The 25,444-nt window shown below is 67.1% G+C and carries 27 protein-coding genes and 1 tRNA gene; 12 read left to right on the forward strand and 16 right to left on the reverse strand.

The window, feature by feature from the left end; genetic code table 11:
• Positions 1-17: 17 nt before the first annotated feature.
• The gene (locus RLN94_RS19610) at positions 18-1,553 is read left to right on the forward strand and encodes a polysaccharide biosynthesis protein (RefSeq protein ID WP_502949450.1); all 1,536 of its coding nucleotides are present in this window, start codon (positions 18-20) and stop codon (positions 1,551-1,553) included.
• A gap of 3 nt (positions 1,554-1,556) precedes the next feature.
• Here RLN94_RS19610 and RLN94_RS19615 read toward each other — a convergent pair whose 3' ends face one another.
• From RLN94_RS19615 to RLN94_RS19625, 3 genes are all read right to left on the reverse strand, one after another.
• Positions 1,557-3,380 (reverse strand): ABC-F family ATP-binding cassette domain-containing protein, encoded by a 1,824-nt coding sequence (locus tag RLN94_RS19615; RefSeq protein WP_350127051.1) that lies wholly within the window; start codon positions 3,378-3,380, stop codon positions 1,557-1,559.
• Positions 3,381-3,455: 75 nt separating this feature from the next.
• Positions 3,456-4,205, reverse strand: a complete 750-nt coding sequence (locus RLN94_RS19620; protein WP_502949449.1) for a GNAT family N-acetyltransferase — start codon at positions 4,203-4,205, stop codon at positions 3,456-3,458.
• A 79-nt stretch (positions 4,206-4,284) separates the two neighbouring features.
• Complete coding sequence (locus tag RLN94_RS19625; RefSeq protein WP_502949451.1) at positions 4,285-4,740, reverse strand: outer membrane protein assembly factor BamE; 456 nt, start codon at positions 4,738-4,740, stop codon at positions 4,285-4,287.
• 90 nt (positions 4,741-4,830) lie between these two features.
• On the opposite strand from RLN94_RS19625, the gene RLN94_RS19630 reads away from it, so the two are divergent.
• The 8 genes from RLN94_RS19630 (at position 4,831) to RLN94_RS19665 (ending at position 10,519) form a co-directional block, all read left to right on the forward strand.
• A complete protein-coding gene (locus RLN94_RS19630; RefSeq protein ID WP_350127056.1) occupies positions 4,831-5,388 on the forward strand; it encodes a YceD family protein in 558 nt (185 codons plus the stop codon).
• Positions 5,389-5,544: 156 nt separating this feature from the next.
• A complete protein-coding gene (rpmF, locus tag RLN94_RS19635) occupies positions 5,545-5,751 on the forward strand; it encodes a 50S ribosomal protein L32 (protein ID WP_350131596.1) in 207 nt (68 codons plus the stop codon).
• Positions 5,752-5,774: 23 nt separating this feature from the next.
• Positions 5,775-6,884 carry a phosphate acyltransferase PlsX gene (gene plsX, locus RLN94_RS19640; RefSeq protein ID WP_350131599.1) on the forward strand — a complete coding sequence of 370 codons (1,110 nt, stop codon included), beginning with the start codon at positions 5,775-5,777 and terminating at the stop codon, positions 6,882-6,884.
• Entirely contained in the window at positions 6,881-7,855 is a 975-nt protein-coding gene (locus RLN94_RS19645) for a beta-ketoacyl-ACP synthase III (RefSeq protein WP_350131602.1), read from the forward strand. The genes plsX and RLN94_RS19645 overlap by 4 nt, the downstream gene beginning before the upstream one ends.
• A gap of 108 nt (positions 7,856-7,963) precedes the next feature.
• Positions 7,964-8,266: an integration host factor subunit alpha gene (gene ihfA, locus RLN94_RS19650; RefSeq protein WP_300895885.1), complete on the forward strand. Its 303-nt coding sequence runs from the start codon at positions 7,964-7,966 to the stop codon at positions 8,264-8,266.
• A gap of 15 nt (positions 8,267-8,281) precedes the next feature.
• The gene (locus RLN94_RS19655) at positions 8,282-9,232 is read left to right on the forward strand and encodes a MerR family transcriptional regulator (RefSeq protein WP_350131605.1); all 951 of its coding nucleotides are present in this window, start codon (positions 8,282-8,284) and stop codon (positions 9,230-9,232) included.
• Positions 9,233-9,294: 62 nt separating this feature from the next.
• Positions 9,295-9,371: transfer RNA gene (locus RLN94_RS19660), tRNA-Pro, on the forward strand.
• A gap of 74 nt (positions 9,372-9,445) precedes the next feature.
• Positions 9,446-10,519 (forward strand): 2'-deoxycytidine 5'-triphosphate deaminase, encoded by a 1,074-nt coding sequence (locus RLN94_RS19665; RefSeq protein ID WP_350131607.1) that lies wholly within the window; start codon positions 9,446-9,448, stop codon positions 10,517-10,519.
• 8 nt (positions 10,520-10,527) lie between these two features.
• Here the strand turns inward: RLN94_RS19665 and RLN94_RS19670 are convergent, their stop codons facing one another.
• The 8 genes from RLN94_RS19670 to RLN94_RS19705 form a co-directional block, all read right to left on the reverse strand.
• A complete protein-coding gene (locus RLN94_RS19670; protein WP_350131609.1) occupies positions 10,528-11,583 on the reverse strand; it encodes an FAD-dependent oxidoreductase in 1,056 nt (351 codons plus the stop codon).
• Positions 11,584-11,599: 16 nt separating this feature from the next.
• Positions 11,600-11,830, reverse strand: coding sequence for a hypothetical protein (locus RLN94_RS19675; RefSeq protein WP_350131612.1), 231 nt, complete (start codon positions 11,828-11,830; stop codon positions 11,600-11,602).
• A 90-nt stretch (positions 11,831-11,920) separates the two neighbouring features.
• Complete coding sequence (gene scpB / locus RLN94_RS19680) at positions 11,921-12,529, reverse strand: SMC-Scp complex subunit ScpB (protein WP_350169504.1); 609 nt, start codon at positions 12,527-12,529, stop codon at positions 11,921-11,923.
• A gap of 141 nt (positions 12,530-12,670) precedes the next feature.
• Positions 12,671-13,462 (reverse strand): segregation and condensation protein A, encoded by a 792-nt coding sequence (locus tag RLN94_RS19685; protein ID WP_350159255.1) that lies wholly within the window; start codon positions 13,460-13,462, stop codon positions 12,671-12,673.
• Positions 13,452-14,483: a beta-N-acetylhexosaminidase gene (nagZ, locus tag RLN94_RS19690; protein WP_350169480.1), complete on the reverse strand. Its 1,032-nt coding sequence runs from the start codon at positions 14,481-14,483 to the stop codon at positions 13,452-13,454. Before nagZ ends, RLN94_RS19685 begins: the two co-directional genes overlap by 11 nt.
• On the reverse strand, positions 14,459-15,259 hold the full coding sequence (locus RLN94_RS19695) for an SPOR domain-containing protein (protein WP_350131621.1): 801 nt from the start codon (positions 15,257-15,259) through the stop codon (positions 14,459-14,461). The genes nagZ and RLN94_RS19695 overlap by 25 nt, the downstream gene beginning before the upstream one ends.
• 232 nt (positions 15,260-15,491) lie before the next feature.
• Positions 15,492-17,237: an arginine--tRNA ligase gene (gene argS, locus RLN94_RS19700; RefSeq protein ID WP_350131623.1), complete on the reverse strand. Its 1,746-nt coding sequence runs from the start codon at positions 17,235-17,237 to the stop codon at positions 15,492-15,494.
• Positions 17,238-17,310: 73 nt separating this feature from the next.
• Positions 17,311-18,477, reverse strand: a complete 1,167-nt coding sequence (locus RLN94_RS19705) for a deoxyguanosinetriphosphate triphosphohydrolase (protein ID WP_350131626.1) — start codon at positions 18,475-18,477, stop codon at positions 17,311-17,313.
• A gap of 81 nt (positions 18,478-18,558) precedes the next feature.
• Between RLN94_RS19705 and RLN94_RS19710 the strand changes: the two genes are divergently transcribed.
• Positions 18,559-18,882 carry a HesB/IscA family protein gene (locus tag RLN94_RS19710; protein ID WP_057815981.1) on the forward strand — a complete coding sequence of 108 codons (324 nt, stop codon included), beginning with the start codon at positions 18,559-18,561 and terminating at the stop codon, positions 18,880-18,882.
• 39 nt (positions 18,883-18,921) lie between these two features.
• Here the strand turns inward: RLN94_RS19710 and RLN94_RS19715 are convergent, their stop codons facing one another.
• Genes RLN94_RS19715 through RLN94_RS19725 form a run of 3 tightly spaced genes read right to left on the reverse strand, consistent with a single transcriptional unit; the run spans position 18,922 to position 21,368 of the window.
• Positions 18,922-19,827: a DMT family transporter gene (locus RLN94_RS19715; RefSeq protein ID WP_350131629.1), complete on the reverse strand. Its 906-nt coding sequence runs from the start codon at positions 19,825-19,827 to the stop codon at positions 18,922-18,924.
• Complete coding sequence (locus RLN94_RS19720; RefSeq protein ID WP_350131632.1) at positions 19,824-20,897, reverse strand: DUF6902 family protein; 1,074 nt, start codon at positions 20,895-20,897, stop codon at positions 19,824-19,826. The genes RLN94_RS19715 and RLN94_RS19720 overlap by 4 nt, the downstream gene beginning before the upstream one ends.
• A gap of 51 nt (positions 20,898-20,948) precedes the next feature.
• A complete protein-coding gene (locus tag RLN94_RS19725) occupies positions 20,949-21,368 on the reverse strand; it encodes a hypothetical protein (protein ID WP_350131635.1) in 420 nt (139 codons plus the stop codon).
• Positions 21,369-21,691: 323 nt separating this feature from the next.
• Between RLN94_RS19725 and xth the strand changes: the two genes are divergently transcribed.
• On the forward strand, positions 21,692-22,474 hold the full coding sequence (gene xth, locus RLN94_RS19730) for an exodeoxyribonuclease III (RefSeq protein WP_350131638.1): 783 nt from the start codon (positions 21,692-21,694) through the stop codon (positions 22,472-22,474).
• 225 nt (positions 22,475-22,699) lie between these two features.
• Here the strand turns inward: xth and RLN94_RS19735 are convergent, their stop codons facing one another.
• Both RLN94_RS19735 and dksA read right to left on the reverse strand, forming a co-directional pair.
• A complete protein-coding gene (locus tag RLN94_RS19735) occupies positions 22,700-23,866 on the reverse strand; it encodes an FAD-dependent monooxygenase (protein ID WP_350131641.1) in 1,167 nt (388 codons plus the stop codon).
• Positions 23,867-23,937: 71 nt separating this feature from the next.
• Entirely contained in the window at positions 23,938-24,360 is a 423-nt protein-coding gene (gene dksA / locus RLN94_RS19740) for an RNA polymerase-binding protein DksA (RefSeq protein ID WP_350131676.1), read from the reverse strand.
• A 191-nt stretch (positions 24,361-24,551) separates the two neighbouring features.
• Between dksA and RLN94_RS19745 the strand changes: the two genes are divergently transcribed.
• Positions 24,552-25,391: an AAA family ATPase gene (locus RLN94_RS19745; protein WP_350131644.1), complete on the forward strand. Its 840-nt coding sequence runs from the start codon at positions 24,552-24,554 to the stop codon at positions 25,389-25,391.
• The last annotated feature ends 53 nt before the right edge of the window (positions 25,392-25,444 follow it).

The raw sequence follows: 25,444 nt of genomic DNA on the forward strand, positions 1-25,444 counted from the left end.
GCTCGCCGCAGCTCTTCATCGTCGTCGGCATGACCTTCCTGATCCTGTCGGTCGCCACCCGCCTGCTGATGCGGCGCGTGCTGCTGCGGATCTACGCCAACGGCACCCACCGCAAGCCGCTGATCATCTTCGGCGCCGGCCAGACCGGGCAACAGCTCGCCATGGCGCTGGCCACCGACGACGCGGTCGAACCCGTGGCCTTCATCGACGACGACCACCGCCTTCAGGGCCTCACCGTCGCCGGCCTGCGCGTCTACCCGCCCAGCGAGCTGATGAAGGTGGTCAAGCGCCGCGGCGTCAAGCGGATCGTGCTGGCCATCCCCAGCGCCAACCGCAACAAGCGGGCCGAGATCACCCGCCGCCTCTCGCGCACCGGCTGCGAGGTGCACGCCCTGCCCTCCTTCGCCGATCTCGTCGCCAACAACGCCCGCAACCTCTCGGACACGCGGCCCGTCAACGTCAACGAACTGCTCGGCCGCGATCAGATGGAAGAGGAGCTGCCCGGCGTCAGCGACACCTACCTGCGCCGCCGCATCATGGTCACCGGCGCCGGCGGCTCGATCGGCTCGGAAATCTGCCGCCAGCTCATCACCTGCCGCCCGACCTCGCTGATCCTCGTCGATCACAGCGAACTGGCGCTCTTCGAGATCGACCGCGAACTCCGCAGCTACTGCAAGAATGTCGAGATCGTCCCGGTGCTGGGCTCGGTCTGCGACAAGTCGCTGGTCGAGGCCGCGATTGCCGAGAACGAGGTCGACATCGTCCTGCACGCCGCCGCCTACAAGCACGTGCCTCTGGTCGAGGCGAACGGGCTCGAAGGCATCCGCGTCAACGTCTTCGGCACCAAGACCGTGGCCGAGGCAGCACGGGCCGCGGGCGTGGAACGCTTCATCCTCGTCTCCACCGACAAGGCCGTCCGCCCTGCCAGCATCATGGGCGCCTCCAAGCGCTTCGCCGAACTGCTGGTGCAGGATCTCGCCACCCGCAGCAAGACCACCCGCTTCTCGATGGTCCGCTTCGGCAACGTGCTGGGCTCTTCAGGCTCGGTCATCCCGATCTTCCAGAAGCAGATCTCGCGCGGCGGCCCGGTCACCCTGACCCATGCCGAGATCACCCGCTACTTCATGACCATCCCCGAGTCGGTGCGCCTCGTGCTGCTGGCGGGTTCCTTCGCGCGCGGCGGCGATGTCTTCGTGCTCGACATGGGCAAGCCCGTGCCGGTGCGGCAACTGGCCCGCAAGATGATCGAAAGCGCGGGCTACACGGTCAGGGACGCGTCGAACCCCACCGGCGATATCGAGATCAAGATCACCGGCCTGCGCCCCGGCGAGAAGCTGCACGAGGAGCTGCTGATCGGCTCCGACATGCTGACGACGCCCCACCCCAAGATCCTGCGCGCCCAGGAAACCGGCCTGTCGGAGCTCGAGATGGCCAACGCGCTGCAGTCGCTGCGCCAGGCGCTGGAAACCCGCGGGCTCGACCTGATGAAGCAGACCCTCGAAAAATGGATCGAGAAGGACAAGGCCAAGACCGTCAAGACGGTCAACGAGTAGCCCTCACGCCTCCGCCTTCTCCGCCAGTTCCAGCCATTCCTCTTCCGCCTCCGAAAGCGCCGTCTGCCGCTTGGTCAGGGCATCGGTGGCCTTCCGGAACTTCTCCGGCTCGCGGGTGAACAGCTCGGGGTCCGAAAGCAGGCTCTCCAGCTTGGCAATCTCGCCCTCCAGCCGCTCGATCAGGCCGGGCAGCTCCTCCAGCCGGTGCTTCTCGGTGAAACTCAGCCTGGGCTTCGATTTCGGCGCGGCGGGCTTGGGCGCGCCGGGCTGCGCGGGCTTCCCCTTGGGCTTCGCAGGCGCCGCCGCCTCCGGCGCCGCCTCGGCCCGCTGCGCGCGGTAATCCGACCAGCCGCCGGCATAGACCGTGGCCTGCCCGTTGCCTTCCATCGCAATCGTCGTGGTCGCCACCCGGTCGAGGAAATCGCGGTCGTGGCTGACCAGCAGCACGGTGCCGTCGAAATCGTCCAGCAACTCCTGCAACAGGTCGAGCGATTCGATGTCCAGGTCGTTGGTCGGCTCGTCCAGCACCAGCAGGTTGCTCTCCCGCGCCATCAGCTTGGCCAGCAGAAGCCGCGCCTTTTCGCCCCCCGACAGCGACCGCACCGGCGCGCGCACCTGCCGCTCGTCGAACAGGAACTCCTTGAGATAGCCCACGACATGCTTCGGCTGCCCCCGCACCAGCACCTGGTCGGCCTGCCCCGACACCCGCATGTCGCGGTCGCCGGTCAGGTTCTCCCAAAGGCTCATGTCCGGGTCGAGCCCGGCGCGCGACTGGTCGAAGATCGCAGGCTCCAGACTCGTGCCGTGGGTGACGGTGCCGCTGTCGGGCGCTTCCCGCTTCATCAGCATGTTGAGCAGCGTGGTCTTGCCCACGCCATTCGGCCCGACAAAGGCGATCCGGTCCTTGCGCAGCACCTTCAGGCTGAAATCGCTCAGGATGACGTTCCCGCCGTAAGCCTTTGAAATGCCTTCCGCCTCGATCACCTTCCGGCCCGATTTCGGCCCCGAATCGAGCGCCATCGCCGCCGTGCCCTGCCGCTTGATCTGGGCGGCCCGCTCGGCCCGCATGTCCTGCAGCGCGCGCACCCGGCCCTGGTTGCGCTTGCGCCGGGCGGAAATGCCCTCGACCGCCCACCGCGCCTCGGCCTTGATCTTCTGGTCGAGCTTGTGGCGGCTGGCGTCCTCCTCTTCCCAGACCTTGTCGCGCCAGGCCTCGAAATCGGTGAAGCCGCGCTCCTGCCGGCGGGTGATTCCCCGGTCGACCCAAAGGGTTGCGCGCGTCAGTTCACGCAGGAAGGCCCGGTCGTGGCTGATCAGCACGAACGCCTTGCGGGTCTCCTTCAACTGCTGTTCCAGCCAGCCGATCGCCTGGATATCCAGGTGGTTCGTCGGCTCGTCCAGCAGCATCAGGTCCGGTCCCTCGGCCAGAAGCTTGGCCAGCGCCGCGCGCCGCCGCTCCCCGCCCGAGGCGGTCTGGGGCGACAGGCCGGGGTCGAATTTCAGCCCCTCGGCCACCATCTCGACCCGGTATTCCTCGCCCGCGTCCAGCTCGCTCGCCGCGAACTCGCCCAGCGTGGCAAAGCCCGAAATGTCCGGATGCTGCTCCATGTAGCCCACGGAAATGCCCGGCGGCACGGTGCGCGTGCCGGTATCCGCCTCGACCAGCCCGGCCATGATCTTCATCAGCGTCGATTTGCCCGACCCGTTGCGCCCGACCAGCGCCACGCGGTCGCCCTGCTGGACGGTCAGCGATACGTCACGATACAGCGGCTCGCCCCCGAAGGTCAGCGAGATGTCGGAGAGTTGGAGAAGCGGTGCCTTGGCCATGGGCGGCAGCTATCCCGCCGCCCGGTCATGGTCAAGCGGGGCCGTGCAGGTGGCCGCCTGATTCAGCCCGCCGATTCACCCCGCGGTCGCCCGCAACAGCCGCTTGCGCGTCGGCGGGATGGCGGCAATCTCCAGCCCGGTGAAGACATGCAGCGTGTTCATCTGCCGGTCGACCACCGCATGATCGCTCACCCAGCCGCCCATCAGCAGGTAGGTCCGCAACAGGGGCGGCATCCCCAGCATCGCCAGCTTCGCATCCGGCTTGCGCAGCCGCAGCTTCTGAGCAAACCGGAAGACCGACGGCGCCTTCACCCGCGGCAGCCAGCGACGGGGCGCAAGGTGGCGGTCCTTCAGCATGGCGAAGGCATCGGCGTAAAGCTCGGCATCGGTCCCCTTGAACGACGAACAGCCGAACAGCATCTCGACCCCGTTCTCGTCCACGAACCGCGTCATCGCCCCCCATGCCACCCGCAGGATATCGGGATCGCGCGCGTCCGGATGGATGCAGAACCGCCCCATCTCCACCATCGGCCCCTCGAACTCCTTCAGCGCCGACAGCTCGTAGAACTGCGCCGAGTAGCTCCGCCCGATCTCCGACCCGCCGGTCAGCGGCAGCATCCGGAAACAGCAGACCAGCCGGCCGGTCCCGCTCTCCTCGACAAGGATATGCGTGCAGATGTCGTCGAACTCGTCGGCGTCGATGCCGGGCACGTCCTCGCCCTGCTTGAAGGCAGCGAAGCGCAACCGCTGCGCGGCGCGGATATCGGCCTCCGTCTCGGCCACCCTCGTGCTGTAGCGCCCTTTGCGGAACATCGCCCTGCCCATGCCCGACCACCTGCTCTCAAAGGTAGGTGCGGGGGCTTTAACACTCAAGATGTGACAGGGCCGTGACGCGCGGGCCCGATCAGTTGAACAGCTGGCTGGGGTCGATATTGCCGAAATTGCCGAAGATCTGCCGCAGCAGCCCGTTGCCCATCACCGAGGAATCCGTCACCCGGCGGGTCAGCGGAACGACATTGCCGTCCTCCAGCCCGAAGCTCTCGATATTCCGGATCGTGTCGTTCTCGTTGAAGCTGATCGCCACCACCTGCCGCTCGATCACCTCCGGCGCGCGCATGCCATAGCTGCGCATCCGGCTCTTGACGTAATAGTAATCCCCGTCGCTCAAGAGGCCCGAGGCCGAGGGCGCACCGATCACCTCGTCCACCGTGGCGCGGGTATCGACACCGACGTTCAGCTTGTTGAGATCGCGGGCCGGCGGCACGTAACCGTGGTTCTGGTACTGCGACTGGCAGGCCCCGAGAACCATCAGACAGACCACGGCCAGCGCGCTGGCCAACCGGTTGCGAATACCCATCATCATCTGTCCTCTTGAACTCAGCCCCGATTGCTTTCACACCCGCTTACAACAAGCTAGGCTATATGTTCAAGAAATGATGAGAGAGGCCCGATGCCGGAACATCCCCGGAAATCCGCCCTTTACCGCGTGAGCGGCCTGTCCCCGCGCAAGCCGCAGCCCTTCGAGATCGCCCCCGGCCCCGAGGCGCTGCAACAGGTGGCAGACGAACTGGGCATCCTCGGCCTGAAGAAACTGCGCTTCACCGGGGAACTCAGCGCCGAGGGCAAGGAGGACTGGCGCCTCGACGCTCACCTGGGCGCCACCGTCACCCAGGCCTGCGTCGTCACGCTCGAGCCGGTCAACACCCGCATCGAGGAGGACGTCGCCCGCCGCTTCCTCGCCAACTGGCCCCCGCCCGAGGAAAAGGGCGAGGAGGTCGAGATGCCCGAGGACGAGACCATCGACCCCCTGGGCGAACAGATCGACCTCTGGGCGGTGATGACCGAGGCGCTGGCGCTTGCCCTGCCCGCCTATCCCCGCGCCGATCAGGCCGAGCTGGAAACCGACAGCGCGATTCCCCCCGGCGCCGACCCGATCGAGGAGGAGGAAACCAAGCCCTTCGCCGCGCTGGCCGACCTGAAGAAAAAGCTCGAGGATAAAGGCGGCTGACCGCCAAAAAACCGCTTGCTCCTGCAACGATTCCCTGTATTTTCGCCGTCTCACCGGAATTTGGGGTTGAACCGGCGGCTCGAGACAGATTAAGAGCCGCCTCAACCCGTGACACACGGGTCTTTCCAAGGACCCACAGAAAACTGAGGTTGCGACATGGCCGTCCAACAGAACAAAGTATCGAAATCGCGCCGTAACAACCGTCGCGCCCATGACGCGCTGACCGGGGCGAACCCGAACGAGTGCCCCAACTGCGGCGAGCTCAAGCGCCCGCACCACGTCTGCGCGGCGTGCGGTCACTATGCCGACCGCGAAGTCGTGGCGATGGTTGACGAGGTCGATCTGGACGACGACGCAGCCTGAATCAGTCGGGGGCGCGCGTCCTGATGACCGCAGACTCGGATCAGACCAGGGCACGCCCGAAACGCACGATCATTTCCGTCGACGCGATGGGGGGCGATCTGGGGCCGGCGACCGTGGTCGCCGGCATTTCGCGTTCGGCCAAGAAGAACGACGAGATCGGCTTCATCCTGCATGGCCGCAAGGACGTGCTCGAACCGCTCGTCGCCAAGCGCAAGAACCTCGAGGGGCGGTGCGAGATCCGCGATGCGCCCGACGTCGTCTCGATGGACGAAAAGCCCAGCCAGGTGATCCGCCACGGCAAGGAAACGTCGATGTGGTCGGCGCTGGAATCGGTGCGCAAGGGCGAGGCCACGGTCTGCGTCTCCTGCGGCAATACCGGCGCGCTGATGCTGATGTCGGTCGTCCGCCTGCGCAAGCTGCCCAGCATCTACCGCCCCGCCATCGCCGTGCTCTGGCCCTCGCGCAACCCGCAGGGCTTCAACATCATGCTCGACGGCGGCGCCGATATCCGGGCCGACGCCAAGGACCTCATGCAATACGCGCTGATGGGCACCTCCTATGCCCGCAACGGCTTCGGCCTGAAACGGCCGCGCGTCGGCCTGCTCAATGTCGGCACCGAGGAACACAAGGGCCGGGCCGAGCTGCGCGAGGCGCATGACCTGATCTCCGCCAACGCCCGCAAGGCCGATTTCGAATTCGTCGGCTTCGTCGAGGGCCGCGACCTGCCCGGCACGCTCTGCGACGTGATCGTCACCGACGGCTTCACCGGCAACATCGCGCTCAAGACCGGCGAGGGCGTGGCCAAGCTGGTCTCCGACCTGCTGAAGGAGGCGTTCCGCTACACCCCGCTGTCGCGCTTCGCCTCGATCCTCGCCTATGCCTCGCTTCAACGTCTCAAGAAGCGAATCGACCCGCGCCGCGCCAATGGCGGCGTGTTCCTGGGGCTGAACGGCACGGTGGTGAAATCCCACGGCGCGGCCGATGCGATGGGGGTCTCGTCTGCCGTCAAGCTGGCCTTCCAGCTTGCCCAGACCGGGTTCACCGAAAAACTCGCGGCGCGGGTTGCATCTGCCTCGATGCTTGATCAGGATGACGCGACCGAAGAGTCGAAAGCCAGCGGTGACCCTGCATGACAATACGCGCCGTTGTAGAGGGCGTCGGCCACTACCTGCCGGAACGGATCGTCCCGAACACGTGGTTCGAAGAGTTCCTCGACACCTCCGATGAATGGATCCGCACCCGCTCGGGGATCGAGCGGCGGCATTTCGCGGCCGAGGGCGAAACCACCTCCGACCTCGCCGTTCACGCGGCCACTGCCGCGCTGGAAAAGGCGGGCCTGGGCATCGACGACATCGACGGCGTGCTCGTCGCCACCTCGACCCCCGACCTGACCTTCCCCTCCGTCGCCACCATGGTGCAAAGCCGGCTGGGCATGACCCGCGGCTTCGGCTTCGACGTGCAGGCGGTCTGCGCGGGCTTCATCTACGCGCTGGCCAATGCCAACGCGCTGATCGTCTCGGGCCAGGCGAAACGCCTGCTGATCATCGGCGCCGAGACGTTCAGCCGGATCATGGACTGGGAAGACCGCTCGACCTGCGTGCTCTTCGGCGACGGCGCCGGCGCCCTAGTCCTCGGCGCGGCCGAGGGCGACGGCACGTCGGCCGACCGCGGCATTCTCGCCTCCGACCTCAACTCCGACGGCCGCTACCGCGAGATGCTCTATGTCGACGGCGGCGTTTCCACCACCGGCACCTCCGGCAAGCTCAGGATGCAGGGCAACCCCCTCTTCCGGCAGGCGGTGGAGAAACTGACCTCGACCGCCGAGACCGCGCTTCAGGCCGCCGGGCTCGGCCATGACGACATCGACTGGATCGTGCCGCACCAGGCCAATATCCGCATCATCGCCGGCACCGCCAAGAAGATGGGCGTGCCGCTCGACCGGGTGATCATCACCGTGCAGGAGCATGGCAACACCTCCGCCGCGTCGATTCCGCTGGCCCTGTCCGAGGGCGTGGCCCAGGGCAAGATCAAGCGCGGCGACCTCTTGGTGTCCGAGGCGATCGGCGGCGGGCTGGCCTGGGGCTCGGTCGTGCTGCGCTGGTAAAAGGCGCCGATTGGCCTGAAACCGCGCTTAAACTCCTCCTGCCAAGTCATTGACATTGACTCGGAAATTCCTTCCGCCCTAAAGTCTTGGAAAGAGCGAGGGGATGAGATGAGCGACAAGACATTGACCAGGATGGATCTGAGCGAGGCCGTTTTCCGCGAGGTCGGCCTCTCCAGGAACGACTCGGCCACGCTGGTGGAAAGCGTGCTGGATCACGTCTCCGACGCGCTGGTGCGCGGCGAGCAGGTCAAGATTTCCTCCTTCGGCACCTTCTCGGTGCGCGAAAAATCGGCCCGCGTGGGCCGCAACCCGAAAACCGGTGAAGAAGTGCCCATCAACCCGCGCCGCGTGCTGACATTTCGCCCGTCGCACCTGATGAAAGACCGCGTCGCCGCCGGCAACCGGAAGTAACGAAGGCCCGCCGCGATGGCCAAATCCGCAGACGCCTTTCGCACGATCAGCGAGGTTGCCGAGTGGCTGGACACGCCGGCACACGTGCTGCGGTTCTGGGAAAGCAAGTTCACCCAGGTCAAGCCGGTCAAGCGCGCCGGCGGGCGCCGCTATTACCGGCCGCAGGACATGCGCCTGCTGGGCGGCATCAAGAAGCTGCTCCACGATGACGGGATGACCATCAAGGGCGTGCAAAAGCTCCTGCGCGAGAACGGCATCAAGCATGTCTCCTCGCTCTCCCAGCCGCTCGACGGGGAAGAGGATGCGGCGAACACCTACGGCGCCGGGCTCGCGACCCCGGCACCGGCGCAGGTGCTCGATTTCCGGCCCCGCTCCAACGACACCGCGGCCGCGTCGCCGGACGCAACCGAAACCGAACCTGACGGAGAACCGCCAGTGCCGCCCCAAAGGGATCTGACCCTGACCCACATCGTTCCGCAGAACCCCGCCCCGGCCGACATGGCAGCCGACCCCGACAGCGCCTCCCCGCATGACCGGAACCTCTTTGCCGACGACGACGACGCGGCCACCGCCTCCCCCGTCGAGGAATGGGACGGCGTCGAAGAGGACGAGGACGACGAGGATCAGGCCCAGGCCGGCACCGAAGACGCCGCCGAAGAAACGCCTGCGCCCGCCGCCGAGGCCGACCCGAAACTCCCCGGCTTCCTCAGCCGCGCCCCCGAAGACGGCGCTCCCGAGGAAACCGCCACCCCCGACGCGCCCCCGACAGCCGAACAACCCGCGCCCGACCGCCCGTCGCTCAGCGTCGACGTCCCCGACGATCCCGCCGACGACGAGTTCGTCACCCCCGGCCCGCTCTCCATGCTCGCCGACGTGCCGCGCCCCTTTACAGCGCCAATGATGCGCTTGATCCCGCCCATCGTGAAACGCCTCCGGAACAAGCTTGACGAAACGGATGAAACTTGAGCCGGAAAATTCGAATTTGCCCCTTGTCCCCGTGCGCAAATCCAGTATGTAACCCCAATCGTCGGGCTATAGCGCAGGCTGGTAGCGCGTCCGTCTGGGGGACGGGAGGTCGCAGGTTCGAATCCTGCTAGCCCGACCATGAACACCCTCCCCGCAGAACCGGAACACATGGCGCCCCGCCCACGGGCCGCCCGGCCGCAACGGAGCCGCTGAATGACAGGTGTTCTCGCCAGCCAGCAACTCAGAGCGATGATCGCCGACGGGCGCATCTCGGCCCCCGCCGCCATCCTCCCCGAACAGGTCCAGCCGGCCAGCCTCGACCTGCGCCTCGGGCACACCGCCTACCGCGTGCGGGCCTCCTTCCTCTCCGGCGCCGGGCGCACCGTGGCCGAACGGCTGGAGGAGTTGGAAATGCACCGGATCGACCTGACGAACGGCGCGGTGCTGGAAAAGGGCTGCGTCTACGTCGTCCCGCTGATGGAGGTGCTCGACCTGCCGTCAGACGTCACTGCCGTCGCCAACGCCAAGTCCTCCACCGGCCGGCTCGACCTGCTGACCCGCACCATCACCGACCAGGGCGAGGAGTTCGACCGCATCGCGCCGGGCTATACCGGCCCGCTCTACGCCGAGATCTGCCCGCGCTCCTTCTCCGTCCTCGTCCGCCCCGGCATGCGCCTCAACCAGATCCGCTTCCGCGACGGGCAGGCCGCGCTCGACGACGCCGCCCTGACCGCGCTGCACGCCGAGGCGCCGCTCGTCGATGGCGAGGCGGTCATCTCCGACGGGCTCGGCTTCTCGGTCGACCTCGAACCCGCTAAGGGCTCCCTCGTGGGCTACCGCGCCAAACCCCATACTGGTGTGATCGACCTCGACCTGATCGGCCATTACGACCCCTCCGAATACTGGGAAGAGGTCCACAGCGACACCGGCCGCATCATCCTCGATCCGGGCGCCTTCTACATCCTCGTCAGCCGCGAAGCGGTCCACATCCCGCCCGCCTACGCCGCCGAAATGGCGCCCTACCTTGCCATGGTGGGCGAATTCCGGGTGCATTACGCGGGCTTCTTCGACCCCGGCTTCGGCCATGACGCGGCGGGCGGCGCCGGCTCCCGCGGGGTGCTCGAGGTCCGCTGTCACGAGGCGCCCTTCGTCCTCGAACACGGCCAGGTCGTCGGCCGCCTCGTCTACGAAAAAATGGACCAGGTGCCCGACCAGCTCTACGGCGCCGGCATCGCCTCGAACTACCAGGGCCAGGGCCTCAAGCTTTCCAAGCATTTCCGCGCCTGAGGCCTGCCTCAGACGTCCAGCACCTGCCCCGCCAGCCGCCGCTGGATCGGCAGCGACATCATCACCGCCATCAGCCCGTAGAACATCCCCCGGCGCAGGGCCCCACCCTGCATCAAAGCCTTCCGCGCCCGCTCGCTCAACTCGATCACCCGCCGCCCCTCGGCGTGCCGCGCGGCGTGATACCCCGCCAGCCCGCCCGAGGCGAACCGCGCCGCCAGGTCACCCGCATCTGCAATCCCGAGGTTCATGCCCCGCCCGCCCACCGGCGAATGGCAATGCGCCGCATCCCCGGCCAGGAACACCCGCGCCGTCGCATAGGCCGTCACCTGCCGCACCGAGATCCGGAACGTCCCCGCCCGGTACACCCGCTCCACCTCCATCGGCACCGGCAGGGTGGCCAGCGCATCCGGCGTGTTCGAGATCAGCCGGAACCGCGTCGCGGCCAGCGGGATGACGATCACCGTCCTCCCCTGCCGCCCGAAAAACCCCTGGAAATTCTCCGGCTCCCGCCAGCCCGGCGCCTCCACATCGGCGATCGACCATGTCTCGGGCAGGTCATAGCCCTCGAACCCCACGCCCATCGCCGCCCGGACCCGGCTGCCGACACCATCCGCCCCGATCACATGACCGAACCGGCGCGCCTCGCCATTGATCCGCACCTCCACGTGATCCGGCCTCTCGGTCAACTCCTCCAGCGCCTGGCCATAATCCACCCGCCCGCCATACCGCTCCAAAGCCACGCGCAGGTGATGCTCCGTCCGGTCCTGCGGCAGGGCCAGCAGTTGCGCCCCCTCCCCGTGATCGAGGGTCAGGCTGGCAAAGCGGAACCGCCCGGCGTGAAACTGCGCCTGGCCGATCACGACCGCCTCGTCGCGAATGGCCCGTGCCGCGCCGGAGGGCGCCAGGATGTCCATGCTGGGTGGAATGATCCCCACGGCCCGCGACAGGCCCGACGGGCCTTCGCGCCGGTCGATCACCGTCGGCACCATGCCCAGCCGCGCCAGTTCCAGCGCGGCGGTCAGCCCGGTCGGCCCGGCGCCGACCACGAGGATGTCGGAAGACACCCCGTTCACCGATGAATCAGAAGCGGCCCATGCGCCGCGCCATGCGCATGCCCTGGCGCATGCGCTTCTGGGTCTTGGCCGTTTCGGGGCCCTTGCCCTTGGCCTGACCCGTGCCCTGCCCCGTACCCTTGCCCGCCTTGGCATCGCGCCGGTTGGCATAGGCATTCACCCCGGCATCGACGCCCGAGCGGATGAGGCGCCGCATCACCATGCGCACGACCATGCTTATGATCCGATTGGCGTTCATGACGCCCTCCTATCCTGCCTGCTGATCCATATATAGCAGGAAAACGTGGAGATTTCAGGGCACCCCCGCGAAATTTCCCCGGCCCGACCCTCAGTCGTCGAACAGCTCGTCCTGCCCCTTGGCGCCGGGCTCGGCCTCGTCCTCGCCCTCGCCCGCCGTCGGCATCTCGCCCAGCGGCGCGCGGCTTTCCAGCAAACCAGCGGCCCGCAGCTCCTTCAGCCCCGGCAGGTCGCGCGCGCTTTCCAGCCCGAAATGATCCAGGAAGGTCTGCGTCACCACGAAGGTCACCGGCCGCCCCGGCGTCATCTTGCGCCGCCCGAACCGGATCCACTCCATCTCGAGCAACTGGTCCACCGTCCCCCGGCTGACGGAAACGCCTCGGATCTCCTCGATCTCGGCGCGGGTGACGGGCTGGTGATAGGCGATGATCGCCAGCGTCTCGATCGCCGCCCGCGACAGCTTGCGCGTCTCGACCGTTTCCTTCTGCATCAGGTAGCCGAGATCCGGCGCCGTCCGCATCGCCCAGGCATCGCCCACCTTCACAAGATGCACGCCGCGCCCCTCGTAGCGCTTGCGCAGATGCACCAGCGCCTCGGCCGCGTCGCTGCCATGGGGCATCCGGGCCTCCATCTCGCGCACGGTGATGGGCTCGGCGGTGGCAAAGAGGATCGCCTCGCACATCCGCTCCTGCTCGGCCATGGGCGGGGCCGCGAACAGGCTTTCCTCCTTGTGTTCCTTGTGTTCCGTCTCTTCCGTCACGACCTCGCCCCAACGCCCCGGCGCCGATTTCTCGAAAAGAAATCGGACCGAAATCTTTTCAAGATTTTGACACCCGCCATCCTACTGATCCTTCCGCCGCAGCTGAACCGGCGCGAAATGCTCCGACTGGCGGATCTCCACCCGCCCCTCCTTCACCAGCTCCAGCGAGGCGGCGAAGGTCGACGCCGTGGCCGACCGCCGCCGCGCCGGATCTGTGGTGAACCCCTCGGGCAGGTAGCTCACGATATCCGTCCACGTGCCGGCAAACCCGATCAGCCCGCGCATGCGCTCCAGCGCCTGTTCCAGCGTGAAGAGCGCGTCGCGGTCCATCGCGTAGGGCCGGAACTCGTCCTTGGTGCGGATGCGCGCGTAACCCTGCATCAGGTCCAGAAGCGTCGCGGTGTAATTCACTTTCTTCACCCGCGTCACGTCCTCGGGAATACCGCGGGCAAAGAAATCCCGCCCCAGCCGGTCACGCCCCATCAACTGCGCCGCGCGCTCCCGCATCGCCTGCAACCGCTCGAGCTGGAACGCCAGGTGCGCCGCCAGCTCCTCGCCCGACGGCCCCTCGTCCTCCGGATCGGGCGGCAGCAGCAGGCGCGACTTCAGGAACGCCAGCCACGCCGCCATCACAAGGTAATCCGCCGCCAGCTCGATCCGAAGCTGCTTGGCCTTCTCCACGAAGGCCAGGTATTGCTGCGCCAGTTGCAGAACCGAGATCTGCCGCAGATCCACCTTCTGCGTCCGCCCCAGCGTCAGCAGAAGGTCCAGCGGCCCCTCGAACCCGTCCACGTCGACGATAAGCGCCTCCGCCGCCATGCGGTCGGCCACCCGTTCGACCTGTCCGGCCTCCTCGAAACTCTCATCCGCCATAGACGCGCCCATTCATCAGCGCCTCAAGCTTTGCCTCCATGGCCGGAATGTCAACCTCGTCGGGCTCATGCCGCGCCGCCAGCGCGCTTTCCGCCCGCGCCTGCCCCTTGTTCGACAACCGCCCCGCGGCCTCGGCCACCGCCCGGCGCTCGTCCAGCGTGCCGTTGCACAGCAGGACGACGTCACACCCCGCCGCCAGCGTATCGCGGGCGATCTCCGTCAGCGACCCGTCCAGCGCCTTCATCGAGATATCGTCGCTCATGATCAGCCCGCCGAACCCGATCTCCTCGCGGATGCATTTCATCACGATGTTCGAGGTCGTGGCCGGCAATTCGTCCAGCGCCTTGTAGACCACATGCGCGGTCATCCCCATCGGCAGGTCGCGGAGCGCCCGGAACGGCGCGAAATCCACCGCCGACAGCTTCTCGTGCGAGACATCCGCCACCGGCAGTTCCTCGTGGCTGTCCACCAGCGCCAGCCCATGCCCGGGGATATGCTTCACCACCGGCAGCACGCCACCGGCCAGCATCCCGTCCGCCGCCGCCCGGCCCAGCCGTGCCACCCTATCGGCATCGAACCCGTAACAGCGGTTCTTCAGAAACGCGTGCGTCTCGCCCCGCGCCACGTCCACCAGCGGCGCGCAATTGCCGTCCACCCCGACCTCGCGCAGCTCTTGCGCGATCAGCCGGTACCGCAGGTACATCGCCTCTTCCGCGCTGTCCCCGGCGGCCTCCACATGCTCCAGCGGCGGCAGCCATTCGCGCCAGCGGGGCCCCCGCAGCCGCTGCACCCGCCCGCCTTCCTGGTCGATCAGGATCGGCGCCTCGCGCCCCACGGCCGCGCGCATCTCCTCGCACAACCCGTAAACCTGGTCCGGCGTGTCGATATTCCGGGCAAACAGGATGAACCCGAACGGATCGGCCTCGGCAAACAGCGCCTTCTCCGCCTCCGACAGCCGCAGCCCGTCCGCGTCGAGGATCGTCGCGCCGAACCGGCTCACCGCGTGACCACCGGGATGCATTCCGCCCGTTCCGCCACCAGCGCCGAACAGAACCGCCGCGCCTCCGACAGGTCGGCAAAGCCCATGGCCCGCAACCGGTAGAAGGTCCGCCCGCCGCTCGTCGCCTTCTCGATCACCCGGTCCTTGTCCTCGAGATACTCGTCGAACCGGTCGGCCAGCTTGTCCCACTCCTGCACCGCGATCTCGTGGCTGGAAAAGGCGCCAAGCTGCGCCAGCCGCGTGCCCACGGGAACTTTCGACGGGTCCACATCGCGGGCCGAGGCATTGGCGATCGACGCCAGCGCCACGCCCTCGGGCGACGTCACAAGGCTCGCCGGCCGCGTCTTGGGCCGCAAGGACCGCCCGATCCCGCCTTCCACCGGCGGGCTGTCGCGCTCCTCGATCTCCTCTTCCTCCACCGGCTCGGCGGCGGGCAGCTCCTGCAGGGGCTCGACCCCCTCGGCCAGCGAATCCGCCAGCGCCTCGACCGAGGCAAAGCGCATGGTGCCCTCCTCCTCCGCGCCCTGGTCGCCCTGCTCGGCCGCGCCGATCGTGACCGGCTCGGCCGTCCCGCCCCGCGGCTCCAGCCGGGCAAGCTGCGTATCCTCCAGCGTCAGATCCAGCGGCTCCGGCGCCAGGATCAGCCGGTCGGCAGGCCGCGCCGCCGTGCCTTCGGCCGCCACGTCATTCACCGACAGCCCCTGGTGCAGCGCCTGCCGCCCGCCCGGATCCTCGGGCGCCACCCGCATCGGCCCCTCGGCCGCGCGGATGACCGGCACGCCGCTCACGTCCCGCATCACTAGCTTGTATCCCCACACGCCCATGCCAACCACAAGGGCCAGCGACGTGACTGCCCCAAGCAGATTGACGAACCTCGTGATGGATCTGGGCTGCCTCTCGGCACCGTCCTGGTGCCCCTGCTGCATCTCTGACATGTCTCGCCTCGCCACTTCCGGCGATGCATCGCCGCCGGACTTTCTGATATCTGCCTCTAGCGCCCGGCGGTTTGTTTTATGTGTCGGATGCGGCTCAGCGCATCTCCTCTGCCGGAACTACGCCGAGAATACCAAGACCGGCAGAAATAACAACGGTTACGGCCCGCGCGAGGGCGATTTTTGCCTGCGAGGTCGCCGGGTCGTCCTCCTGCAGGAAACGCAACGACGGCTCGTCATTGCCCCGGTTCCACAGCGCGTGCAGATCGCTCGCCAGGTCGTAGAGGTAGAAGGCCACCCGGTGCGGCTCATGCGTCCGCGCGGCGATCTCCACCAGCCGCGGCCACTCGGCCAGCTTCTTGGCCACTGCCAGCTCCGCCTCGTGGGTCAGCCCGCTGATATCCGTGACCGACAGCGTGCCATCGCTCACGTCGATCCCCGCGCCCTCGGCCTTGCGCAGCACCGAACAGACCCGCGCATGGGCATATTGCACGTAGAAAACCGGGTTTTCCTTCGACTGCTCCAGCACCTTGTCGAAATCGAAATCGAGCGGCGCATCGTTCTTCCGCGTCAGCATCACGAAGCGCGTCACGTCCGAGCCGACCTGGTCGACCACGTCGCGCAAGGTCACGAACGTGCCCGCCCGCTTCGACATCTTGAAGGGCTCGCCGTTCTTGTAAAGCTTCACAAGCTGGGTCAGCTTGATATCGAGCGGCACACGCCCGTCCGTCAGCGCGCTCACCGCGGCCTTCATCCGCTTGACATAGCCGCCGTGATCGGCGCCGAACACATCAATAAGCGCGTCGAACCCCCTGGAAACCTTGTCATAATGATAGGCGATGTCCGGCGCGAAATAGGTCCAGCTCCCGTCCGACTTCTTCACCGGCCGGTCGACATCGTCGCCATGCTCGGTCGAGCGGAACAGCGTCTGCTCGCGCGCCTCCCAATCCTCGGGCAGCTTGCCCTTGGGCGGCTCGAGCACGCCTTCGTAAAGCAGGCCCTTCTCCTCCAGAGCGGTCAGCGCCTCCTCGATCCGGCCCGTGCCATAGAGCGACTTCTCCGAATAGAACACGTCCATCTCGACGCCGAGCGCCTTCAGGTCGTCGCGGATCAGGTCCATCATCCGCTCGGTCGAGAAATCTCGCACCTTCTCGAGCCACACCGCCTCCGGCTGGCCGACATAGGCATCGCCCACCTCCGCCTTCAGCGCCTCGCCCACCGGCACGAGGTAATCGCCCGGATAGGTGCCGTCCTCGAAGGCCACGGCCTGCCCGTGCGCTTCCAAATACCGGAGGTAGACCGACCGCGCCAGCACATCGACCTGCGCGCCGCCATCGTTGATGTAATATTCCCGCGTGACGTCATAGCCCGCGTAATCCAGCAGGCTCGCCAGCGCATCGCCAAAGACCGCGCCGCGCGTATGGCCCACGTGCAAGGGCCCCGTCGGGTTGGCCGAGACATACTCGACATTCACCTTCTGGTTCGCGCCCATCTCCGAGCGCCCGAAGGCCGCGCCTTCGCTCAGCGCCTTGCGGATCACGCCCTGCCAGACCGATGCCGACAGCCGCAGGTTCAAAAACCCCGGTCCCGCCACCTCGGCGCTCTCGATCCAGTTCTCGTCCGACAACCGCTCCGCCAACGCCCCCGCGATATCGCGCGGCTTCATCCCGGCGGGCTTGGCCAGAACCATCGCCGCGTTCGTCGCCATGTCGCCATGCGCCGCATCGCGCGGCGGCTCGACCGTCACGTTGGCGGTATCGAGGCCATGGGGCAGCTCCCCCGCCTCCTGCATCGCCTGCAGCGCGTCCAGCACAAGGGCCCTGATATCGGTGAAGAGGTTCATATCCGTTTCGTCCTTCCAGCGTTGGCGCCGGTTTACCACCGCCATCCTTGGCGTCAATCGGGCTGACTGTGCGTCACCCCCGGCGCTCCCCCGCACCGCCCGGCCCGCCCAGCAGCCGCGCGTGGCTTTCCAGCGCGAACCGGTCGGTCATCCCGGCAATATAGTCGCAGACCAGCCGTGCCAGCGCCGTCTCGCTGTCGGCCCGCGCCACGTCCTCCTGCCAGCGCTTGGGCAGGAACTCGGGCTTGCCCATGTAGAACGGAAACAGCTCTTCGACCACGGCCGTCACCTGCTTGCGCATCTCCACGACCGAGGGCGCCCGGTACATATGCCGGAACAGGAACGCCTTGATCTCCTTCATATGCCGCCAGACATCGTCCGAGAACGCGATCGCCGGCCGCCCGAGGTGCCGCACAGCCTCCACGCTCTCGGGATCCGCCTCCTCCAGCACCCCCCGCGAGGTCTCGATCACATCCGCCACCATCACCCCGAACACCCGCCTGAGCGCCTCGTGCCGCCGCCGGTAGTCATCCAGCCCCGGATAGGTCCGGTCCACCTCGTCGTAACAATCGCCCACGATCGGCAACCCGCGAATATCCGCCTCGCTGAACAGCTTCGCGCGCAGCCCGTCATGCAGATCGTGGTTGTTATAGGCAATGTCATCCGACAACGCCGCCACCTGCGCCTCGGCACTCGCATGGGTGTAAAGCTCCAGATCATGCCGCTCGTCATACTCGGCCAGCGCCCAGGGCAGCTCCCCCGTCACCGGCCCGTTATGCTTGGCGATCCCCTCCAGCGTTTCCCATGTCAGGTTCAGCCCGTCGAACCCCGCATAATGCCGCTCCAGCGCGGTGACGATCCTGAGCGCCTGCGCATTATGGTCAAACCCGCCATACGGCGCCATCAGTGCATCCAGCGCATCCTCCCCGGTATGCCCGAACGGCGTATGCCCAAGGTCATGGGCCAGCGCCACCGCCTCGGTCAGCTCCTCGTTCAGCCCCAGCGCCCCGGAAATCGTCCGCGCCACCTGCGCCACCTCGATGGAATGCGTGAGCCTTGTGCGGAAATAATCCCCCTCGTGCTCCACGAAGACCTGCGTCTTGTGCTTCAACCGCCGGAATGCGCTGGAATGGATGATCCGGTCGCGATCCCGCTGGAAACAGGACCGGAACGCACTCTCCTCCTCGGCCACCAGCCGGCCATGCGTCCGCACCGGGTCCGCCGCAAATCGCTTCTGCATGACCACTGTCCTTGTCGCCTGTTCCCCAAGCCCATATATTGCAGCCAAGCGAACAAGGAAACCACGAGGGTTTGTCGACAGATGGAACTGCCACCGAAAGTCACCGACCGCGCCTTTGCCCGGCTGGCCGAAATCGGCGCCGGCGATCAGGGGCAGGCCCTGCGCATCGCCGTCGAAGGCGGCGGATGCTCGGGATTCCAGTACGATATCAAGCTGGATCAACCCGCCGATGACGACCTCATCCTCGAGGGTCAGGGCCAGAAAGTGGTGGTCGACAGCATCTCGCTGCCCTTCCTCAACGGCGCCACCATCGACTTCGCCGAGGAAATCATCGGCGCCCGGTTCACCATCGAGAACCCCAACGCCAGCAGCTCCTGCGGCTGCGGCACATCTTTCGCCATGTAATTCAAAGCGTTGAAGGGCGCCGTTGAAGCGCCCTTCCCGTCATTCCGCCGGCACGATCCGCGCGTCTTGCGGCCGTGGCCTCGTCTGGTCCCAGACCAGCCAGCTTCCCGCCGCGATGACAATCGCCGCCCCCACGAACACCCCCGCCCAGGGCACCTCGCCGAAGGCCACGAAGCCGATCGCGACCATCCACAGGAACTGCAGGTTCATCAGCGGCGTCACCACATAGGCCGGCAGCATCCGCAGCGCCGCCACCAGCACCCAGCGCGCCCCGAACAGGAACACCGCATAGGCCACCGCCCAGCCCAGATCGGCCAGCCCCATCGGCTGGAACACGAAGGGCAGCGCACAGGCCATCACCGCCATCAGCGCCAGGTTCGGATAGAACACCTGCGACAGGATATTGTCGTCCCGCTGCCCGATATAGCGCGAGGCCACCATCGACACCGTGCCCAGCAGCACCGCCGCCAGCGCCACCAGGTGCCCCAGCCCGACACTGCTCAGACCCCCGGGAAAGAGGCACATCACCCCCACCGTGCCCACCACCAGCGCCGCCCAGACCTGCGGCCGCACCGGCTCCCCCAGAACCGGGCCCGACAGCAGCGCCGCCACCAGCGGAATGAGCGCGATGAACAGGAACACCTCGGCAAAGGGCAACAGCCGGAACGCGTAATAGAACGCGATCGAGCCCAGTACCGTCGCCCCCGCCCTTATCGCCATCGCCTTCGGACAGGCGGTCCGCACCCCCCTCCACTGCCCCGCCTTCCGGTTCGACACCAGCGCCAGCAGCGCCACGATGCCCCCCGACAGCGCGAACAGCTGCGGTGCGGCATAGGAGGTGGCGAACAACTTCGTAATCGCGTCCGCCGTCGAAATCAGCAGCGTGTAAAGCGCCGTCAGCCCCACGCCCGCAAGGCACGCGCTCCGCGCGACCGACCCGATCATGTCAGGCCCCCCGGCCCGCCGGCCCTGGCAAACCCCTTGAAAAACGCCCCGAAATCAACCGCCTGCTCGGCGGCGGCCAGCACGGTGCGCGCCTCGTCCGACAGCCGGTCGCCCACCCGGTCGCGCATCTGGCCCCAGTCGGGGCTGCGCGCCTCGGTCATGTTGTACATGCAGTCCGACAGCTCCCGCAGCGGGCCGGAATTGGGCTCCGGCGCGGCGAACACGACGGCCCCCTCGGGCATCTCGTGGGCAAACCCGCCCCGCCCCGACAGGTCCATGAACCAGTTCACCATCAGCCAGGTGTGATAGTCGTCCATCCCCCCCGGCCGGTCGGCTGGCATCACCTGGAACCGCATCATCTGGTCCGACAGCCACCGCTCCCACACCGGCGGCGGCGTCCGCCCGGCAAAGCGCAGCGCGATGCAGACCTCCGACAGAAGGTCGATGTTCAGCTCGAGAAACGCCAGCGTGCCGGCATAACACAGGCTGTCGATCATCTCCGGATCGGCGCAGGGGTTCTTGCGGCCATATTCCGAGAGGTAGAAAACGATATGGGTCAGCTCGTAGGCCGCCTTCTTGTTGGGCAGCGTGAAGGTCTCCGACCGGCGCGCAAAGGCCCGCAGGCGGTCGTCCAGCTCGTGATCCGCGCCCACCGGGTCGACGCCGCGGCGCAGGCACAGCCGCCGCGCCTCGGCCCGCTGCAGGTCCGACAGCTCGGCCCCGGCAAGGCCCTGCCGGGCCACCCACTCGGCCAGCGCGGCCCCCTTGTTGCCGGGCATCCCCAGGCCTTCCAGGTCAAGGCAGATCGACAGGAAGAACCGGTAATATTGCGGAAAGAACCCCAGCCGCTTCTCGATCTCCCCGTAAAGCCCCGCATAGGGGTCGAGCGCCGCCTCGCCCGGCCGGGCATCCGCGGTCTCCAGCACGTTCAGCAGCTCGGCATTCTCCTTGAGCCAGTAAACGTCTTCATGCGGCCGGCGCTCCCGCGCGACACGGTCGACAAGCGCTGCCTGCCGTGCCGCGCGCGTGCGCTGGCGAAACGGAACGTCAAGATGAAGTATGCTAGCCATCGTATTGATTTCCCAAAGCTTCGTCAGATATTCCGTTTCGTGCCCACGGGCTTACATGCTCGAGGTGAACATCTCGCAGCCGTCGCCCTCTTCCGCGGTCACGGCCCGGGGGCCCATCGACGAGGTGAAGGCGCCGACGGCCTCACCGGTCTCGGCGGCGCTGGCGGTCACGGGGGACATGGACGAGGTGAACAGCTCGACCGCGTCGCCGGTTTCGGCCCGGGCCGACGCCACCGGCGCCATCGACGAGGTGAAAAGACCGGTCGCATCGCCCGCGCCGGCCTCGGCAACGGTCAGCGGACCCATGGAGGAGGTGAACATCTCGACACCCTCGCCACGCCCGGCATCGGCCTGGGCAACGGGGCCCATGGAGGAGGTGAATGCGCCCACGGCCTCGCCGTCGTGAAGGCTGGCAAAGCCGCGCGAAGTGGTGGTTTCAACAGATTGATCAAACTTACGAATTGCAGACATTTGGTAACTCCCGTGTATGACGTTGCCGGAAAACGCTTGCACGTTAAACGGGTCTTGCCAATATAGATTTCCCTCATAACGAGTTATCCACAGGCGGTTCGGAAAACCGCCATTCGGGCAAATGATTGAATCTCCGCCGGGTTTTCGACGGGTTGAGAGACAGTAAAAAAAGTTATCCACAGGTCTCTTTTTGAACACTTTTCAACTTATGGGTGTGTTGCGTGTCCCGAATCAATCGGCCTGTGCTCGCTCCCCCAAGGGATTCCCTTGTCAGCCGCCAGCGGCTGAGCGATAGAAGGGGCCAGTCAAGCGCGGAGGGCCCGATGAAAATCGCCAGTTTCAACATCAACGGCATCAAGGCCCGCGCGGCCGCCCTGACCGACTGGCTGGACGAGGCGCAGCCCGATGTCGCCCTCCTGCAGGAGATCAAGTCGGTCGACGAGAACTTCCCCCGCGAGCTGTTCGAGGAGCGCGGCTACAACGTCGAAACCCACGGCCAAAAAAGCTTCAACGGCGTCGCCATCCTGTCGAAACTCCCGCTCGAGGATGTCACCCGCGGCCTGCCCGGCGACGATACCGACGACCACGCCCGCTGGATCGAGGCGACCGTCATGGGCGAGCGCACCGCCGTGCGCGTCTGCGGCCTCTACCTGCCCAACGGCAACCCGGCACCGGGGCCGAAATACGACTACAAGCTCGCCTGGATGGAACGCCTGAAGGCCCGCGCCGAGGCGCTGATGGCCGCCGAGGAACCGGCGCTGATGGCCGGCGACTACAACGTCATCCCCCAGGACGAGGACGCCAAGCGCCCCGAGGCCTGGGCCGAGGATGCCCTCGCCCTGCCGCAGACCCGCGCCGCCTTCCGCCGGGTGGTCAATCTCGGCTTCACCGAGGCCTTCCGCGCCCGCGTCCAGGGCCCCGGCCACTACACGTTCTGGGATTACCAGGCCGGCGCCTGGAACCGCGACGACGGCATCCGCATCGACCATTTCCTGCTGACGCCCCAGGCCGCCGACCTGATGACCGACTGCCAGATCGACAAGGACATCCGCGGCCGCGAAAAGCCCTCAGACCACGTCCCCATCTGGGTGAACCTCGACGCGTAAGCCCTTGCTTAGGCTTGGAGAACGCCGCCGCCCCCATAGCCACCCGCCCCGGGCCTGACCCGGGGCCTTCGACCCCGCCCCCTAGCCTCGACGTAGCCGCCGCCGGGCGTGTGCCACCCCGTAACAACGATTTCTCCCCGTCCCGGCCCCCGAGCCGGGACCTCGTCCCGACCAGAGGCCCCGGATCAAGCCCGGGGCGGCCACTCATCCGCAGGCGAACACACCCTAACCACCCACCACGTCATGCCCGTAAATCCAGTCGAACTGGTGCAGCATCCGCCCCGGCACCATCGCCCCGCCAACCCGCAAAGCCGCATGCGCCGCCCACCGCAGCGGCGGAAAGGCCAGGTGGTACTTCCACGCGTTTGACCCCGCCGCCTCCACCACTTTGCGCACACGCCCCTCCCGCCGCGCCTGGTAATCGGCCAGCCGGTCCGCCAACGCCCCCGGCCCCGCCAGCGCCTCGGCCAGGACCCAGGCATCCTCCAGCGCCATCGACGCCCCCTGCGCCATGAACGGCAGCGTCGGATGCGCCGCATCGCCCAGTAGCACCGTCCCGTCCCCGTGCCAGGCCCGCGCCACCGGGTGCCGGAACAGCCCCCACAGGTGCACCGACTCGACCCGGCCCAGCATCTCCCGCACCTCCGGCCCGAAATCGGCGAACGCCGCCCGCAGGGCCTCGGGATCGTCCCGCTGGCTCCAGCTCTCCTCCTGCCACTCGGCCCGCTCCTGCACCGCCACAAGGTTCAGCGCCGCCCCGTCCCGCAGCGGATAGCTCACCACGTGCCGGTGCGGACCCATATGCACATGCACCTCCGGGCCCCGGCCCTCGGTGTTCGGCACCACCGCCCGCCACGCCACCTGCCGCGTGAAGAACGGCGCCACCGTCCCGTTCAGCGCCCGCCGCACCACCGAATGCAGCCCGTCGGCCCCCACCACGAGATCCGCCTCCACATCCACCCCGCGCGCCAGCGCCACGCTAGGCCTTTCGCCGGGGCTGACCCGCTCGGCATGCTGCAACAGCCGGATCTTCACCCCCGCCTCCCGCGCCCCCGCGGCCAGCACGTCGATCAGGTCGGCCCGGTGCACGAAATGGTACTCCGCGCTCTCCAGCCCGCCCAGGTCGAGTCGCAAAACCTCCCCGCCCCGGTAATCCTTCAGCCGCACCGCCCGGCCCTGCACCGACACCGCCCGCAGCGCCTCCGCCAGACCCAGCGCGTCGATCACCCGGAACCCGTTCGGGCTCACCTGCAGCCCGGCGCCCACCTCGCGGATCGCCTCGGCCTGCTCGAACACCGTCACCTCGGCGCCGCGCAGCGCCAGCGCCCGCGCCGCGGCCAGCCCGCCGATGCCGCCGCCCACCACGACGATCTTCATACTTTCCAGATGCATACGCCCTTCCCTGACGAAAAACGCCGGAGCTTTCACCCCGGCGCCTTGTTCATTCTCAGGCCAAGCCCGCGTCAGTCGTCGCGGTGAACCTTCTCGCGCCGCTCGTGGCGTTCCTGCGCCTCGAGGCTCATGGTCGCGATCGGCCGCGCGTCCAGCCGCTTGAGGCTGATCGGCTCGCCGGTCACCTCGCAATAGCCGTACTCGCCGTCATCGATACGCCGCAGCGCGGAATCGATCTTGGCCACCAGCTTGCGCTGCCGGTCGCGGGTCCGCAGTTCCAGCGCCCGGTCGGTTTCCTCGCTGGCACGGTCGGCCACGTCGGGGATGGCGCGGGTGCCATCCTGCAGCCCCTCGATCGTGTCCCGGCTGTCCTCCAGCAGGTCGGATTTCCAGTGAAGCAGCTTGCGACGGAAATACTCAAGCTGACGCTCATTCATGAAGGGTTCATCTTCGGCGGGACTGTAGTCCTCGGGAAGAAAGACCTCGGCTTTCATTTCAACTCCCTCATCAAAGCCAGTGTCTGGCATGATATTCTCCTCAGACATTTGGCAAGCCCGTGGCCGAGCACTTACACTTCCGACCGGGGAATGTCACTACACAAATACGCGCCATTGCGGTGTTTTCTGCGGCGCAGTACGGTGCGCCCCGACCGTCCGGGGAAAGATGCAAAAAGGATATACATTTCATGAAGTTCGAGGGCACCGAATCCTACGTCGCCACCGAGGACCTGACCGTCGCCGTGAACGCCGCCGTCACGCTCGAGCGTCCGCTGCTGGTCAAGGGCGAACCCGGCACCGGCAAGACCGAGCTGGCCCGCCAGGTGGCCCAGGCGCTGGGGGTCGAGATGCTCGAATGGAACATCAAGTCGACCACCAAGGCCCAGCAGGGGCTCTACGAATACGACGCCGTCAGCCGTCTGCGCGACAGCCAGCTGGGCGACGAACGGGTGCACGACGTCAGGAATTACATCCGCAAGGGCAAGCTCTGGCAGGCCTTCGAGGCCGACAGCAAGCTGGTCCTGCTGATCGACGAGATCGACAAGGCCGATATCGAGTTCCCCAACGACCTCCTGCAGGAGCTCGACAAGATGGAATTCCACGTCTACGAAACCGGCGAGACGATCCGCGCCAAGCACCGCCCCATCGTCATCATCACGTCGAACAACGAGAAAGAGCTGCCCGACGCCTTCCTGCGCCGCTGCTTCTTCCACTATATCCGCTTCCCCGATGTCGAGACCATGAAGCAGATCGTCGAGGTCCATCACCCCGGCATCAAGGAACAGCTTCTCACCACCGCCCTCACCCAGTTCTACGAGATCCGCGACCAGGGCGGGCTCAAGAAGAAGCCGTCGACCTCCGAGGTGCTGGACTGGCTCAAGCTCATCCTCGCCGAGGATCTGACCGCCGAGGATCTGCGCCGTGACGGGGCCGACGCCCTGCCGAAACTGCACGGCGCGCTTCTCAAGAACGAGCAGGACGTGCACCTCTTCGAACGGCTCGCCTTCATGGCGCGACGGCAACGCTGACCGGGCCATCCGGCCCGGCGGCAGGAAAGCCCTTCCCCGGCCCGGCAAAGCGT

This window comes from Roseovarius sp. (assembly GCF_040223625.1).
Classification (GTDB): domain Bacteria; phylum Pseudomonadota; class Alphaproteobacteria; order Rhodobacterales; family Rhodobacteraceae; genus Roseovarius.